Annotated in this window: 9 protein-coding genes and 1 tRNA gene; 5 read left to right on the top strand and 5 right to left on the bottom strand. The window is 62.9% G+C overall.

Annotated elements, in window-relative coordinates; all coding sequences use genetic code 11:
- Positions 1 to 83: 83 nt before the first annotated feature.
- From ACOYYX_RS27850 to ACOYYX_RS27835, 4 genes are all read left to right on the top strand, one after another.
- Positions 84 to 170: transfer RNA gene (locus tag ACOYYX_RS27850), tRNA-Leu, on the top strand.
- Positions 171 to 544: 374 nt separating this feature from the next.
- Positions 545 to 1,750, top strand: a complete 1,206-nt coding sequence (locus ACOYYX_RS27845; protein WP_422925787.1) for an aldo/keto reductase — start codon at positions 545 to 547, stop codon at positions 1,748 to 1,750.
- Positions 1,751 to 1,999: 249 nt separating this feature from the next.
- Entirely contained in the window at positions 2,000 to 2,551 is a 552-nt protein-coding gene (locus tag ACOYYX_RS27840; protein WP_422925785.1) for a hypothetical protein, read from the top strand.
- A gap of 189 nt (positions 2,552 to 2,740) precedes the next feature.
- Positions 2,741 to 4,681: an FG-GAP repeat domain-containing protein gene (locus ACOYYX_RS27835; protein WP_422925783.1), complete on the top strand. Its 1,941-nt coding sequence runs from the start codon at positions 2,741 to 2,743 to the stop codon at positions 4,679 to 4,681.
- Positions 4,682 to 4,898: 217 nt separating this feature from the next.
- Here the strand turns inward: ACOYYX_RS27835 and ACOYYX_RS27830 are convergent, their stop codons facing one another.
- Entirely contained in the window at positions 4,899 to 7,874 is a 2,976-nt protein-coding gene (locus ACOYYX_RS27830) for a PQQ-dependent sugar dehydrogenase (RefSeq protein WP_422925781.1), read from the bottom strand.
- Between the two features lie 1,365 nt (positions 7,875 to 9,239).
- Here ACOYYX_RS27830 and ACOYYX_RS27825 point away from each other — a divergent pair.
- On the top strand, positions 9,240 to 11,387 hold the full coding sequence (locus tag ACOYYX_RS27825) for a YDG domain-containing protein (protein ID WP_422925779.1): 2,148 nt from the start codon (positions 9,240 to 9,242) through the stop codon (positions 11,385 to 11,387).
- A gap of 804 nt (positions 11,388 to 12,191) precedes the next feature.
- Here the strand turns inward: ACOYYX_RS27825 and ACOYYX_RS27820 are convergent.
- Genes ACOYYX_RS27820 through ACOYYX_RS27805 form a run of 4 tightly spaced genes read right to left on the bottom strand, consistent with a single transcriptional unit; the run spans position 12,192 to position 16,473 of the window.
- A complete protein-coding gene (locus tag ACOYYX_RS27820; RefSeq protein ID WP_422925777.1) occupies positions 12,192 to 13,292 on the bottom strand; it encodes a hypothetical protein in 1,101 nt (366 codons plus the stop codon).
- A 14-nt stretch (positions 13,293 to 13,306) separates the two neighbouring features.
- Positions 13,307 to 13,435, bottom strand: a complete 129-nt coding sequence (locus ACOYYX_RS27815; protein ID WP_422925775.1) for a hypothetical protein — start codon at positions 13,433 to 13,435, stop codon at positions 13,307 to 13,309.
- Positions 13,432 to 14,610 carry an MBOAT family O-acyltransferase gene (locus tag ACOYYX_RS27810; protein ID WP_422925773.1) on the bottom strand — a complete coding sequence of 393 codons (1,179 nt, stop codon included), beginning with the start codon at positions 14,608 to 14,610 and terminating at the stop codon, positions 13,432 to 13,434. The genes ACOYYX_RS27815 and ACOYYX_RS27810 overlap by 4 nt, the downstream gene beginning before the upstream one ends.
- 21 nt (positions 14,611 to 14,631) lie before the next feature.
- A complete protein-coding gene (locus ACOYYX_RS27805) occupies positions 14,632 to 16,473 on the bottom strand; it encodes an HAD-IIIC family phosphatase (RefSeq protein ID WP_422925771.1) in 1,842 nt (613 codons plus the stop codon).
- Between the last annotated feature and the right edge of the window lie 146 nt (positions 16,474 to 16,619).

Here is a 16,619-nt window from a genome sequence, read left to right as displayed (position 1 = left end):
CATCAGCGACTATCGATTACGAACATTTTCGGCGAATCGCCGTTGACGAAGGACTCGTGAATTTACTAGAGTACATCGACCAAGCCGAAGTGGCGGAATTGGCAGACGCGCTAGGTTCAGGTCCTAGTGGGCTAACCATGCCCGTGGAGGTTCAAGTCCTCTCTTCGGCACCTTGATAAAAGGGCCATGTCGCAAGACATGGCCCTTTTTTTATGCGCTGCGAATCTCTCGTGGCGGTCACTCAGACTTGCCTTCCTCACTTCACCCGTTCGTGAATCACGTCGATCCGGGCTGTTAAACATCTTGGCGAATCTCCCATGAATCCCAGGGGCGGAACGTTTATGATAGCGGCTCCCCCCTTTTCCCCGCTGCGCAGTCGATATACCATCGGGGGCGGACAAGCAGCTCCCACCAGACAGACCAGGCCTACGGGAAAATCCTGGGCCGTCTCGTCGCGATGCGCACGCTGGGACTGATTCGGGAATGACGGTGGACGCCGGGTTTCTTGACAACTTCCGTTCGTGGAATCGAGGAGTACCGAGAGATGGGCGAACCGAATTCGAATCCCTTGGATCGTCGTGGTTTCCTCCAGGCGGGCCTCGCGGCAACCGCGGCGACCGGCCTGGTCGCAGGCGGCGCCTCGGCCCAGGAAGCCAAGGAAGGGGCGGGCAAGAAGGTCCTGCCGACGCGCCTGCTCGGCAAGACGGGCGTTGAAGTCACCCTGCTCAACCACGGGACCGTGGGCGAGCCGGCCGGCCTCAGCCGTCTGCTCCGCAACGCCTATGCAGAAGGCGTCCGCTACTTCGACACCGCCGAAGGCTACAAGAACTCCGAGAAGGTCATCGGCGACTGGCTGACCGCCATGCCGGAAGTCCGCAAGACGATTTTCCTGGCGACCAAGAGCCACGTGAAGTCCCAGTCGGACATGCTCAACAAGCTCGACCAGCGCCTCGCGGCGCTCAAGACCGACTACATCGACCTCCTCTTCTTCCACGGGCTCGACACCGCCCAGACCGACTGGCCGAAGAGCAAGGAACTCAAGGAGGCCGCAGAGGCCCTCAAGAAGACCGGCAAGGTGAAATTCGTCGGCTTCTCGACCCACGACGCGATGATCGCCGAGCAGATCCAGAATGCCGCGGTCGGCGGCTTCATCGACGTCATCATGCTCAAGTACACCCCCTGGCTCGACAAGAACGCCCCGCTCAACAAGGCCCTCGACGCCTGCCACGCCAAGAACATCGGCCTCGTGTCGATGAAGCAGCTCGGCGGGCAGACCCAGTTCACCGCCGAGCATGTCCCCTCGATCAAGGCGAAGGGGCTGACCCCCGCCCAGGGGTTGCTGCAGGCGATCTGGACCGACGAGCGGTTCTCGGCCTCGTGCGTGACGCTGCGGAACACCGAGCAGATCCGCGAGAACGCCGACGCCGCCCGCCGCTTCGAGCCCCTCAAGCAGGCGGAGATCGACGAACTCCGAGATGCCGTGCTCGCGTCGAACCCGACCATGTGCCCCGGCTGCGACGGCCGTTGCTCGGTCGCCGGCGGGACCAAGGCCAAGCTCGGCGACCTCGCCCGGTTCTACACCTACTACGAGTCGCACGGCATGCGGAGCGTCGCCCGCGAGTCCTACGCCGAGCTGGCCGAAGAAGATCGCAACTGGAAGGACGCCGACCTGGCCGCCGCCCAGGAAGCTTGCCACCACAAAATCAACTTCTCCGCCATGCTGCCCAAGGTCGACCGCCTGCTCGGTTGATCTCGAGTATCCGTCTCGGCTCGGTCCCGCAGCATCGGCGTCAGGCCGGCGGAAAACGCCCGAGCTTGAAACGTTACGCCCAAGCACACGTCTCGGGGAACTTACGTCATTCCGATGTAAGTTCCCCGTTCGTTCCTGGCGTTGGTCGCATCGCCGGCGAGCTGGATCCGCGAACGTAAATGGCAATCGACGGGGTACTCGCTCGGAGCCCGCGGGCGTTTGCCGAATTCTCATCAGGACCAACCAGCGATGGGTGCGAGCGGCTGGTACTACACCAGGCCTTACGATCCAGACCCCGAGTTGGCGCTCCGGCGTCTCCATGACGAAGAGTTCGAGTCGGGCGATTATCTCCCGCGCGGCGGGCTCTTCAGAATTCCCCGCGACCGCGACCTATCTCCCGACACGCCGATCAAGTTCCGACTCAGCCTGTATGTCTTCAGGATGATCGCAGCGATCTCGGTGGCCATCCACATCCATTGGTTCACGAGGGGCGGCATCACTCCGCGATCCGTCGACGAGTTGCTCTACATCGCGGGGGAGAACGGCACGCATTCGATCCTGCATATCACCCATGCTTCAGACATCATCGAGCTCGGCGTGACAGCTCCGCTCTCGAAGCACCGGCTCCTGAAGCACTTCGGCACGACGACTCCCACACAGGCCCAGCTCGATCAAGTCCTCGCGAGCGGGGATGGACGTCCTGGTGACGATCTCCGCAGGTGGCAGGGCGTCTACTTCGCAATCCACGACGAGGCCGGGAAACCGCGAGATTACATGTTCATCGGGTCCTCCGGGGACTGAGGACGCCCGAGTCGGGCGCCTCGAGGATCCGGTAGAATCTCGAAACGGTATGGCGACTCGCCGAGGGTCGCTATGCTGGCGAGCATCCGCGCGCGAGCGTGGCCGCGGCCCAAGGCTACCGTGAGTCGAAATCACGGCGAGGCCCGAGGCACGGGCGATCGACCTTCGAACCTGGGGGAATACCCGAGCGTGAGAACCATACTGGCGACTCTCTGCGTGCTCCTGGCTTCGACTGCAGCCTCGGCTGCGGGGCTCGAGCGGCTCAGATACAACAACCCCGGCCTCGAGGTGGACCTGGGCGTGGGCCTCTGGGCCTGGCCCCTGCCGATGGACTTCGACCAAGACGGCGACCTCGACCTCGTGGTCGTCTGCCCCGACAAGCCCTCGAACGGGACCTACGTCTTCGAGAACACCTCGGGCGACACCGCCAGGCAGAAGATGCCCGTGTTCAAGGCGGGCCGACGCATCAGCCTGGGCCTGCAGAATGTCCAGGTCAGCTACGTCGACAGCAAGCCGAGGGTCCTCTCGCCCGCGATGGAATACCCCGACTTCCTCAATTCGGGCCTGAAAGACGGCAAGCCGCTCCCGCTCCCGATGAACGTGCATCCCAAAAACCTCAGGGGCAATTTCTGGCGCTACGTGGATTACGAGGGGGACGGCAGGACGGACGTGATCGTGGGCGTGGACGACTGGACCGACTACGGCTGGGACAACGCCTACGACCGCGAGGGCCACTGGACCCGCGGCCCCCTCCGTGGCTACGTCTACCTGATCCGCAACGCAGGCACCAACGAGCTGCCCAAATACGAGAAACCGACCAAGGTCGCGGCAGGCGGCGCCCCGGCCGAGACCTTCGGCTGGCCCTCGCCGAACTTCGCCGACTTCGACGGCGACGGCGACCTTGACCTCCTCTGCGGCGAGTTCCTCGACGGCTTCACCTACTTCGAGAACGTCGGGAGCCGGACGAAGCCCGAGTATGCGAAGGGGCGTCGCCTGAAGGCCAGCGACGGAGGTCCGCTCGCCATGGACCTCGAGATGATCACCCCAACCGCGATCGACTGGGACAAGGACGGCGACATCGACCTGATCGTGGGCGACGAGGACGGGCGGGTCGCCTTCGTCGAGAATACCGGGAAGCTGAGCGAGGATCGTTCGCCCGGCTTCCTCGCCCCGCGCTACTTCCGCCAGGAGGCCGGTGACCTGAAGTTCGGGGCTCTCGCGACCCCGTTCGGCTTCGACTGGGATGGGGATGGAGACGTCGACATCGTCTCCGGCAACACGGCCGGCTACATCGGATTCATCGAAAATCTCAGCGGACCTAACGTCGAGAGGCCGAAGTGGGCCGAGCCCGTCAAGCTCGAGGCCGACGGCAAGGTGATCCGGATCCAGGCCGGCCACAACGGGAGCATCCAGGGGCCTGCCGAGGCCAAATGGGGCTACACCACCTTGACCGTAGCCGATTGGGACATGGACGGGCTGCCGGATCTCGTCGTGAACTCGATCCTGGGCCGAGTCGTCTGGTATCGCAACGTCGGCACGCGGACTAAGCCAAAGCTCGGCGCCGCAGCTCCGATCGAAGTCGAGTGGGAGGGCCCCGAACCGACCCTGGCCTGGGGCTGGCTCCGACCCTCCGGAAAGGAGTTGCTGACGCAATGGAGGACGACGCCTGCGGCCATCGACTGGAACAGGGATGGGCTCGTCGACCTGGTCATGCTCGATCAGGAGGGCTTCCTCGCCTTCTTCGAACGGGCCAAGCGAGACGACCGCCTCGTCGTGCTCGCCCCGAAGCGTGCCCTGATCGATGGAGAGAACCATCCCATGCGGCTCAACGCCGGGACGGCAGGCAAGAGCGGACGCCGCAAGTTGAGCATCGTCGACTGGGACGGCGACGACCGCCACGACCTCCTGCTCAATGCCGCCAACGCGAGATTCTTCCGCCAGGTCGAGCATCCCGGCGGTCTCTGGAAGTTCCACGACGAGGGGTTGCTCTCGCCCGTGAACATCGAGGGCCACGACGTCAGCCCGACGGTCGTCGATTTCGACGGCGACTCCATCCCCGACTTCCTCGGCGGCGCCGAGGATGGTCATTTCTATACCATGAAGAACCCACGATCGAAGCCGGCTCGTTGATCCGTCGATACCCTAGGTGAGTGCAATAGCGCGAACCCTGAATCGTGGGCAGCTGCACTCTGCCAGTTGTAATAACGAGGTTTGCTGTCGTACCGTTCGATTTCCAATCCTGAACCAAAACACGAGCGCCAGGGAGAGTTCGCTCGAGCGATCCTCCCTGGCGCTCGTTCATTGACTACGTCGGCAGACGTCTCTGAAGTTCTCGTCCAGCTCGCGTCTATTTCAGGCTGCTCAGGTACGCGAGGAGGTCCGCGGCTTCCTGGGCCGTCAGGCTGGCGATCTGCTGGTCGGGCATGAGCGAACGCAGCGACGGCTGGAGCTGCTCCACGTCCTTGGCGGGCAGGGCGATCTGCTGATCCTGGCTGTCGCGGAGGACGATCTCGCTGTCATCGCGCCTGACGAGCTGGCCGGTCACCGAACGGCCGTCGGCCGTCAGGGCGAGGAAGGCGGCGAACTTGGGCTCGATCCGTCGCGAAGGGTCGAGGATGCTCTCGAGGAGGTCTTCGCGGCTGCGTTGCTTGCCGATCGTCGAGAGGTCAGGACCGATCTGCTTGCCGCGGTCGCCGACCTTGTGGCAGGTCCCGCAGTTCAGGGCGTTGGACCAGAAGATGGCCTCGCCCCGGCTGGGGTCCCCGGCCATCGCCAGGATCGCGCGAGGCTGGGGGTTCGAGCCGAGCTTGCGGCCCCCCTTGTTGTCGGAGGGGAGATAGCCGTCGAAGAGGTCGCGGATCGGCCCCGGGGGGAGCTTGGCGGCCGAGGCGAGGATCGCGTCGCGCTTCGCCGGCTTCAGCTCACCACGGCCCAGCTCGCGGGCGAGGGGCATCGCGGATTTCGGGTCGGTGACGAGGGCGTCGGGCGAACCCTCCTGCGATGCCTTGTCGGCCTTGTTCGCCTTCGGGTCGAGGCTGGCGATCCACTGCTCGACGATCTTCAGGCCCGCCTCGTCGGGGCGTTCGGAGCCGATGTGGGGCATCCGATCGCGGCCGAACTTGGACATGCGGAAGTAGAGCGTGCTCGAGGACGGTACGCCCGGCTTGATGATGCAGGCGTCCGAGAGCGAAAAGTCGCCCCGCGTCGGCCTGACGTCGAGGGCCTGCATCCGGCTGATGGGAGTCGGGAACTTCAATCGCAGCGGGACGGAGCCGCCGCCGTCGTCGGCGTGGCAATGGCCGCAGTTGGCGTGGAGGTAGCTCCGGGCCCTCGACTCGATCGGCTGGCTCGCGTCGGCGGGGTCGACGAGCTTGCGTTCCTTCGCGGCCGTCGACTTATCGAATGGAGGAAGCGAGCTGCCGTCGTCGGCGGCGCGACGGATCAGGCCCCCCCGGGTAAACGCGACGAGTTGGTTCTGACCGTCGGCGCCCGGCCGGTTCAACTGCTCGGGCAAGAACGCGAGGGCGTACTCCGAGTGGTTGCTGTGGCACGACATGCACTGGCTCCGGCTGTGGAACTGCCAGGTGCGCGTCTGCTTGCCGACGTGGAGTTCCTTCTCCATCCCCTCGCCGGGGACGAGGTCGGCGTCCTGCTGGTCATCGCGCCAGGCGAAGGTATAGGCCCGCCAATCCACGTTTTCGTAGTGGAGGATCTGCGTCTCGACCCGACGGCCGGCCAGGGAGAGGGTCCGGACGAGGACCGAGCCCTTGGGGAAATGGAGGCGGAACGCGTGCCAGTCGACAAGGCCTGGGATCGGCTTCCCTTTGGCATAGAGCGTGGCTGGGGCATCGCCGGGCATGGCCACCCAGTACTCGGCGGTGGCACCGTCCTGCCACTGGCGGCTGGTCACCTTGAAGGGGACCACACCCGCGGCCGGCGTCTGATTATTGGTCGAGGCGAAGAGTCCCGTCTGCGAGAGCTTCGTCGGGAACTGAGAGTTGCGGCTGCCGGTGTCGTTCCTGTCGATCGTATAGAGGGTTCCCTCGTCGTATTCGGCGATGTAGATCTCGCCCTCCTTGTCGGCACCGAAGGCGGCGATGCGGAGCGAAGGCCGGACGATCTCGGGCATCTCGGTGGTCCGGTCGCCGTTGAAGCGCGCGGCCCAGAGGCGCCTGGTCTCCCAGTCGCCGAAGATGTAGGCCCCTTGCAACTCGGGGAACTTCTTGCCGCGATAAACCAGTCCCCCGGTGATGCTGCAGGCGATCGTGTGGGGCAGGGGGATCAGGGCAGGGCGGATCGGCGTCGGTCCGACCTTCTCCGTCTTGATCGGCTGGGGCCCTTCCATCGCCGACCAACCGTAGTTCCCCCCTTTCTCGACGCGATGGATCGACTCCCAAAGCTCCCAGCCGACGTCGCCGACGAACAGTTCCCCGGTCTGGCGGTCGAAACTCATCCGCCAGGGGTTGCGGAAGCCCAGGGCCCAGACCTCGGGGCGGGCCCCTTTCAGCGCGACGAAGGGGTTGTCTTTCGGGACGGCGTAATTCTTGCCCTCGTCCTTTCGATCGACGTCGATCCGCAGGATGGAGGAGAGCAGGTCCGAGACGTCCTGGCCCGTGTCGAAGGGGTCGGGCGGGTTCGGGTTCCCGGCGTCGCCGGTGGAGATGTAGAGCATCCCGTCGTTGCCGAAGTGGATGTCGCCGCCGTTATGGCCCCCCTGGAGGAACGCGATGATGACCTCCTCGCTCGCCGCGTCGATCCGGGGCGGATCCGTCTTCGTCACGGTGAAGCGAGAAACTCGGGTCCCGTCCGGCAGATTGCGCTGGCGAGGGTCCGAACCTCGCACAGTGTAGCAGACGAAGCACTGGCGGTTCTTCGCGAAGTCGGGGTGGAACGCGAGTCCGTAGATTGCCTCGACGTCCTTCGAGCCGGGGAGTTGGGAGAGGGTCTTGATCTCCTTCGGAAGGTCGAGGAAGAGCTCGGCCCTGGCGTCGGGCCGATTGGGGAACGTGTGCAGCACGCCGTTCTGCTCGCCGACGACGAGGCGGTCACCCTCGGGATAGCGAGTGATGAGGGCGGGGTGGTCGAACTTCAGATTCGGGAAGGCCCGGACGACCTTGAACGCGGGGGGCGGCTCGGGAGACCCGACGAGCCTGGACGTCGTCCAGGGAGTCCGAGCGGCCTTGACGGATTTGGGAGAGGTCGGCTTCCGAGGTTCGGCCGCGGACGTACCAAGCCGACCATTGAAGATCAAACCGAGCAGCAGGAAGGGGAGGAAGCAGAGGACGGCCAACAATCGACGTCCACTCCGGCGAGATGAGGGCATGGGCTCCGCTCCAAAATCTGAAAATGAAGGCGCGATTGCGCATTGGCCCGACGAATTGCGGACTTGCAATAGAGTCGAAGAAGGGGCGGGAAGGTCAACCACTCCCTGATTCAGTACACATGATCCGTCAACTCGGCTGCCATTTCCAGCGTTCGCTTCCTCCGGCCGCCCGAATCCAAGACAACCTCCGAAGGAATTAGTTGACCTGAGTGGCGAGAAATCGCCCTGTGCCCTTCCTTGGAGCAGTCGCGGTAAATCTTCTGGAGGGACCTAACGGACGCGCCCGTGATGAGCCCGTGGGACGTCTCTGGTCTACAAATCCCATGCGATGCGTAATCACCGGGTTCGCGAAGGATTCGGGCACGAGTGTGCGACTGGACAGCGAGGAGGAGGCGAGAGCGCGTGCGGCGTCATTCGCTCGTATTTGGTATCGACCGATGAGTCTGCAAGGAACGTCCGGGCGAAATGCCCGAGTATACCTCAGTGGTTTCGCGCACGCCCCGAGTCTCTACTGTACGTCCTGAGAGATGAACGATCGGGTTGGTGTGGTGAGGAAAACGCGAGCGGATTTCGGACCACGTGAGTCACAAAAGTGTCATCACGGCATAATCTCGGAAAGCTTTCAGAGCCGAATACCCACGTGGATCCCGCGGAACCGGCATGCGTCGAGAGTTGACAACCTCGGTGCGAGGTTCGTTCAATTCGCCAACGATGATGGAATTAAATTACCGAATTCGAAAACATACCGGCAAACGTCCATATTAACGAATCGGACATCCGTCGAATCCTAAAATCATCGTTAAGATGACTGATCGACTCTCGAATAATTCCGGCACTTTTCGGCGAATCTGACGTCTTCATGCCCATCAAATCCGAATTCCTTACATGTTCCTTGCATGGCTGATTTCCGCTGTGCTAGATTTGTGAGCGTGCGAGGGCTCTGCGAGTTAGCTCGATCTTAGAGGATGTTAGGAACTGTAGTGCCGGAATTTCTGGGATTTCTTTCGACCAGAAGTTGCGAAATTGGCCTTTGGAGGCTCCGAGGCTTCGAAAACGCCGCGGTCTCCGCGATTACAGTTGATAACACGCTTTAGCGATTGAGACTCAGCCTACTGTCCTCGGTCGTCGGACGGCCCTCCCTCCGCTTTGGCGGCGTGCGCAGACTCTGGTAGACAACCCCTCCTCGCTCAGATGACCACCGCGGATCCATCAGCAGCGGGTGCGAGACGTCTTCGAAATCGCCCGATGAATGCGCCAGGAAATCCAGCCGATCGCACTCGCCCGCTGGGCGACGAACCGAACGCTGGCCATCGTCCATCATAGCCATTCCCCCTGTTCGGAGTTATCCGTAGGAGGCTCTCTTCAATGTCGCGATCCCCCCTGAATGCGGACCGTTGGTTACAGGCCTGGCAGGCCATCTTCCCCGCTAAGAATCGGCCGGCAGGTGTTGAGTCCCGAGGGTCTGCGCCGCAGCCCCGCAATCGCAAGGCCCTCGTCATCGAGGCCATGGAAGATCGCCTACTCCTGAGCGTAACGGCCTCCAAGACCCCTCACGTGCCGAGCGCCGAGCACGGGACGCCAATCCAGGCGAACTCCATCGGACGGCCCTCGGGTGTGCAATTTGCGATCTCCGCCGACGCCCTCCGCGCCGGCAGGCAAGGGACGACGATCTCTCAGGTCTCTGGAGTCGGTGTCCGAGGCGGGTTCGCGAACCTGACCGCGACGTTGACCTCCAGCCAGGGCCCGGTGGCCGGCAAGGTCGTGCGATTCCAGGTCGCCGGCCGGCCGGTCGGCGTGGCCATCACCGACTCCCATGGGGTCGCCACCCTGGCGAACGCCGGAATCAGGGGCATCCGCGTCGGCTTCTATCCGAATGCGGTCCAGGCCAGCTTCAACGGCGATCAGGCCACGAGGCCCAGCAGCGCCCGGGGTGGCTTGACCGTGAGCCGGTTCGCCGCCGTCATCAGCCAGGTGGCCGGCGTCGGCGTTTACAGCACCGACAGCACCTTCACGGCCAGGCTCACGTCGAACGGCTCGCCCGTCTCCGGCCAGACCGTCCAGTTCCTCCTGAACGGCCAGAGCGTCGGGACCGCCTCGACGAATGGCCAGGGCGTTGCAAACCTCTCCGGCGTGAACACGAGGCTATGGAACGCGGGGACGTATGCCAGCGCGATCACCGCTCGCCTAGTGACGAATGTTGATTATCAGGGCACTCCGGCGACCGGCAATCTCAGGATCAATCCCGCCCAGGCCTCGCTGACCCTCGGCAACCTGAACCAGACCGCCGACGGCTCGGCCAAGTCGGTCTCGGTCACGACGAATCCCCAGGGGCTCGCCAACGTCGTGGTCTACACGGACTCCAGCAATCACGTGGTTCCCAACCCGACCGCCCCCGGCAGCTACAAAGTCTTCGCGACGATCACCAATCCCAACTACACGGGAAGTGCGGCCGGCACGTTGGTCCTCGCACAGTCGATCGTCCATGTCACCCCGGTCCTCGGCAACCTGAACCAGACTTACGATGGTTCGGCCAAGTCGGTCTCGGTCACGACGAATCCCCAGGGGCTCGCCGTCAATCTGAAGTACACCGACTCGAACAATAACGTGGTGGCCAATCCGACGGACGCCGGCTCCTACCACGTGACGGCGACGATCACCAGCCCCGGCTACGTCGGGAGCGCGAGCGGGACCTTCGTCATCGCGAAGGCCCAGTTGACCGTCACCGGGCTCGTCGCTGGCTCGAGGACCTACGACGGCACCAGGTCCACCGTGATCGACACCCATGACGCGAAGCTCGTGGGCCTGGCCGCCGGGGATCAGGTCACGCTGAACACGAGCCAGGTCACGGGGACGTTTGCGGATAAGAACGTCGGCGTCGACAAGGTCGTGACCCTCGCCGGGCTCACCGCCGCCGGCGCCGACCTCGGCAACTACATCCTGGTGCAACCGACGGTCAAGGCCGACATCACGCCGATCGTCCTGAGCGTCTCGGGCATCACCGCGACCGACAAGACCTATGACAGCACGACGGCCGCGACGATCGACGCGAGCCATGCCGTGCTCGAAGGCGTCCTCCCCGGCGAAACCGTGGTCCTTAACACGAGCAACGCCTCGGGCCAGTTCGAGGACAAGAATGTCAACAACGCCAAGCCCATCACCGTCTCGGGCCTGACGATCTCGGGTGCGGATGCGGGGAACTACGTCCTTCCGCTGGGCATCACGACCTCGGCGAACATCATCCAGGCGTATGCCACCGTCTCCGGCATCATCGCCCTGGACAAGCCGTTCGACGGCCTGGATAACGCGGCCCTCGACACCAGCCATGCCGTCCTGAGCGGGATCTTCCCGGGTGACGACGTGCAGATGGTGTTGACCGATGCCATCGGCTACTTCGACAACCCCTTCATCGGGACGAGTCACACCGTGACGATCTACGCCGTCTACCTGACGGGGCTCGATAACGCCAATTACTTCGTCCTCGTCGACACGGCGATGGCGAACATCACCGAGTGAGCCAGGATTCAGCTTCCCGTTCTACCCTGACTCGCGGGCTATTCAATCTTTGCCCCTGATTGTCATGGTTGAACACCGGCATGCCGCCACCCATCGAAACGGCCATGGTCCACAATCCTCGTAAGGAGGTGGACCATGGCCGATGCCACTGGGGCAGGGTGCTCGCAACGTCACCCTGCCATCTGCGATCGATGTACCGATATGGGCTCGAGTGCGATTTGGAGTGATCGAGTATCGCCAGGATAATCGCACGGCGTGCCGAGCATCCGGCAGATCTCCTGGCCGACAACCATCGACAGGCGATCGACAACGCAAAGGGCAAGCGTCGACGACCGTGAGGCGACACATCTGTCGGGGCTGAGTCTGGCCCCGCCGGTCGTGATCCTCTGCCGTTCCCTCAACGACCGGCGGATCATTCGGCGCGGGGAAGCTCAGCGAGTCATGCACCCGGCCCCGGATGTGGTATTGCGCATCGTCTCAGCGGGCTGCGATCGTTCAGCAAGTGGTCCTGGCGACGCGGGACGTCGTCTAGGCTCCAAGACCGGTACAAGGCACCGCGCGGCCTCTCGCGGGATGGGCCGCACCTCGATCGCGTTCCAGCACCCGCAGCCCACCAGTGCAACAGCCGGGCCTGTCGGCCAATTACGCCCTGGCATCCGTCGTCCGCGAAAGTAAGAGAGGGATGGCGTTGCCGCCCCGCAGGGCGATTCAAACGCCATCCCTACCATAACGCCCGGATGGAGGGCCTGATCGCGTTTTCCTACCTGGACGCAACCGCTCGTCCCGACCGAAGTGAGGGGGCGGTCAGTTCTTGATTTCCTTATTCAAGGCCTCGGAGAGCATATGCGAGAAGACAGGACGACCGTCGTGATTGAGGTGCATATGATCATGGAAGTATTTCTCGTCCATCGATTCGCGGAAGTTCAGGACCTTGGGGGCGTCCTTGCCGAATTCGCGTTCGAGGGGCTCGGAGATACTCGCCAGTGAATTGAGGGGGACGTTGTCCCTCATGATTTTCGGCTCGGGCAGGAGGACGACGTAGACCTTGGCTCCCATGGCCTTGGCCCGCTTCACGATGTCGATGTAGGCCTGGCACCTGTTGTTTTTCGGGTCGTAGTTGTCCTTATCGAACCAGCGTCGGGACCCGAGCCGGCCGACGAGGATTTGCATGCGGTCACGCGCGAGATTCCCCCCCCTCCCGATGCGCATGGGGACGACATAGGGGTCGGCGAGCGGGGCGAAGAGAGACTCGACACCGAATCCGAGTTTATGAAAGAATTCAAGGCGGAAATCATTCATATTTCTTCGCGCATAATGGTTGATCCATTCGCGATTCGGGAGCATCCGTTCGAATGCGATGAGAGTCGTGTTCTTGATCGACTTGTTGAGGAGGTCGAGATTCCCCGCCAGGAAGTACTTCGCGACCTGGCTGAGGCCGGCCTCCTCCCACATCACATCGAAATAATTATCCTCCGTGGCGAACATACCCGGGGTGACGCCCAGGATCACCACGTCGGGCTTCAGATCGGTCTTGAAGAACAGATCCGAAACATTGCGCAGGTCGAGCATGTTAAGCCCGTGGCAGAACAGGCTGAACCACTGCATCGAGTTCGTCGAGTCGGCCGTCAAGATGGTCGGGTCGATGCCGTCCTGCAGGGTCGACGAGCCCAAGAGGATCCCGAGCCGCTTGTCCTTCTCCTTGGTCTCCCGGGCTTGCTCGCGGAGGATGCCGGCGAGTCGGCTGCCGTAAGCCTTATAGGTGTCGAGGTCCATCGTGGAGTCTCGGTTCACCAGCCACGACGAGCGCTTCGTCAACGGGGAGATGAGGACGCTCCAGAACATGGCCGCGACGATCAGCCCTGTCAGGGCGATCATTTGGTTACGCAGGCCGCGGATATTTATCATGGGTGCATCCTTGATTAAAAGTTCTGGTAGAAGAAGAGGGCACCCGAATTCCCCAGGTAATAAACAAGGATCAGGCGGGCGGCAATCCAGAGCGACTGGAGGAGGAATCGCCCCAGGGGCATTTCCAGGTACGGCGCGGTCATCGAGGATAAGCGTTCCACCAGGTCAGCTCCGAGATGGGATATGTGACGACGACCGAAACCGCCGCGATGAATTCAAAGGTGAGGAAGATGGCAGCGACGCGAATCCAGGGGTTCGCGAGGTAATTTTTCACGCCGTTCCGCCCCAAGCGCTTGAGCAGGAAGCTCTTGTAGAGGTTGCAGACGATGAGGGCCAACGCATGCAGGACGCCCCAGATGAGCCAGACGGGCCCGACGCTGTGCCAGAGGCCGCAGAGCAGGAAGGAGACGAAGAAGGCGATGCTCGCCGACGCGATCGGGAATCGCCCGTCCGTGCTTCGCATGAGCCAGAGCTGGATCGGCGTGAAGAGGTGGCGGCGGATGAACAGAGAGAGCGAGATGTGCCAGCGCTCCCAGTAATCGATGACATTCCTCGCCAGGTACGGGCGGTTGAAGTTGATCGGGGTCGCGACCCCCATCAGGCTGCCCAGGCCCAGGGCGATGTCGCTATACGCGCTGAAGTCCAGATAGATCCAGATGTAGTTCAACTGGGCTTCGAAGAACATGTACGGACCTTCGACGCGAAATCCGGTGAGGAAAATGCGCTCGATGAGGTCGGCGAGGACGTATTTCTTGAAGAGCCCCGTGGCGATCAAGTCCCAGGCGGCGAGCGCTTCGGGGACCTTCGCCGGTTCGGGAACCGCCGGCTGTTTCACGAAGTCGTCGTAGGACTGGATCGGCCCCGCGGCGAGCATGTGGAACGGGATGAGGTAATTGACGAGCGCGATCGGATCCGGGGGAGGATACCGCTTATCGGCGACGGCCCGCGTCACGTCGACCAAGCGGAGGGCGACGTAGGAGAAGCCCAGCGTCGTGAAGATCGCGTTGATCCGGTAGTGGCCGACGGTCCAGTTCGGGGAGGGCAGCTTGTGGATCAGGAACAGGCACAAGAGGCCCAACCCGCCGAGCGACATGGCGAGAGTCGCGACCTTCCCCTCTTGCGCCGCCAGCTTGATCACGACCCAGGACATCGCGATCAAGACGATGACGACGAGGACTCCCGAGGTCAGATAGAGCCCCAGGAATCCCAGGTTCACGAGGGCGAACGCCCACTTGCGTGCAGTCCCATTCTTGAGGCTGTTGAGCAGGAAGAACGCGAGCCCGAAGACCAGCCAGAACCGGACTGTGAAAAGGTCCACGTTGAAATCATTCATGATCGCTTATTGGACCTCGGAGATAAAAGCTTCCGGGAGAACTGTCGAATCCGCGACGGACAACCGGTACAGAACCGAGCCTTCGGAGTCGGACGGGAGTCGCTCGAATCCGAGGCGATCGAACAGGTCGGCGACCAGGGCGTTCTTCTTGGTCGGGATGAATTCGCCGAGGATCGAGCGATAGCCGAGGCCTTCCGCCGCCTTGTACAGGGTCCTCAGGCTGAACTGTTCAAAAGTTCGTCCGATAACCCGGCAGCTCATCAACCAGGTATCGATCCGAAGGACCGAGCCGTCGGATTTCTCATCGGGGACGGCCAGGAGCACCGCGACGAGCCCGTGATCGCCGAATTTGTCCTTCAATCGAAGGGTCAGGCAAACCGAACCCGGCGTGTTCATGAAAGAGACGACGTCTTCGTGGCTGTGACGCCGCGTGGTCACGTTGAACTGGTTGGTCTTGGCGAGCAGCTGTACCACGCGCGAGAGGTCCGCGTCGTCGACCGCCCGGACGTCGGCGATCATCTCGAGCGAGCGCAGGTAATCATCGAGGTTCGTGAACGATTCCTGAAGTTCCCGACGCTTGCGCTCCACGACATACTGGGCCGACCTCGCCGCATCGGCGTCGGTCAGGCTGACCGTTTCGAACCAGAGACCGGATTGCAGGCGACGCGCGTACTCGGCGGGATCCTCGGAAATCTCGGGGACCTCGACGTCCGGCAAGGCCTGGCGCACCTGCTCCCGCTCGGCCGGGTTGTCATCGACGAAGACGAAGCTGTCCAGGCCGAGGTTGAGCGTCTGCGCGATCCGGGTGATCGAGATCGACTTGGGTTCCCAATTCGCTTCGAACGCCCCGAAGTCGTCGAGCGCGAGGATCATGTCACGATGCTTCTCGAACGGCTCGCGGGCGTCGGCCGCATTATTCTTGGACGAGACCGCGAGGACGACGCCACGCGAGGCGAGGTCCTTCGCCAGGCGTTGCAAGGCACGGTGTGCCTCCCCATCGGCGCTCTCGCCGAGCGCGACACCGAGCGCCCCCAGTTCGCCGACGACCCCGCCCCAGAGGGTGTTGTCCAGGTCCAGGACGAGCACCTTCTTGGGCCCGATCGTCAGCGCACGAACTCCCGCCCAGAGATGTTCGGCCAGGGCCTTGGTGCCGGCCTCGCTGAAGGGCTGCTTCGTCCAGTAGTATCTCCTCATATCATAAAAGCTATCTCGCCCGGTCATGCCGGAGACGGCCTCGAGATCGAGGAAGAATGCGTGTTCCGGAAGGGCTTCGCGGATCGCGGCGTTCATCCGCCGAATCCGATCCAGTGTGCCGCCAGATTTGCCCCCGAGGTGGAACCCGCCGGCTCCGGGGGTCACCCAGTCATAACCCACCTGCAACACGCGGGCGCCCAGCCTCCCCACCGCCGCCCACGCCTGTTGCCAGAAAGCCAATTCGGCCTGGATTCGATCTTCGCCCGACCCTTCGCCCCCGAGGAGACGTTGGCTCCAAGGGAGGAGCACCACGACATCCGAAGGACTCTGAGGATCCTCGGGTGTATTTAGATCTTGAAGGATGGTATCGTAACCACCTTCACTGGTTTGGATGAGTTCATTCCGCCCCCAGGCCACCGCCGCCAGCGAGGTCGTGAGCCACGAGGTCGTGCATTGCCCGAGGATTTTCACGCGAAACTTCGGCTTCGCACCCCCTTCGCCGATCACCTTGCGGATCAACCGCCCGGCCTTGTCAGTCTCCTCGGCGCTCAGCACGGCCGGTCGCATCTGCTTCTGGAGCAAGGCCAACGCCTCCGCGCCTTGCCCTTGCTTCCGCAACGCTTCAATTTCTTTAAAGTTCAAAGGGGATGACATGAGCATGTTCCTTGGACGGTGATCGTAGTTGATTCAAACACGAATTGACTGAAGTGTTGTCGCCCCGTGGGGCAGAGGGCCCTATGCTAGCCCCTCCTCAGCCCGGCCTTCAAAAGCCGGTGCCGATGGAGAGCATGGTCCAGAAA

Origin of the sequence: Singulisphaera chitinilytica (assembly GCF_049331405.1) — a bacterium.
Lineage (GTDB): Bacteria > Planctomycetota > Planctomycetia > Isosphaerales > Isosphaeraceae > PoT.
The sequence above is the reverse complement of the archived record's forward strand: the minus strand, read 5'-3'. Positions and strand labels throughout refer to the sequence as shown.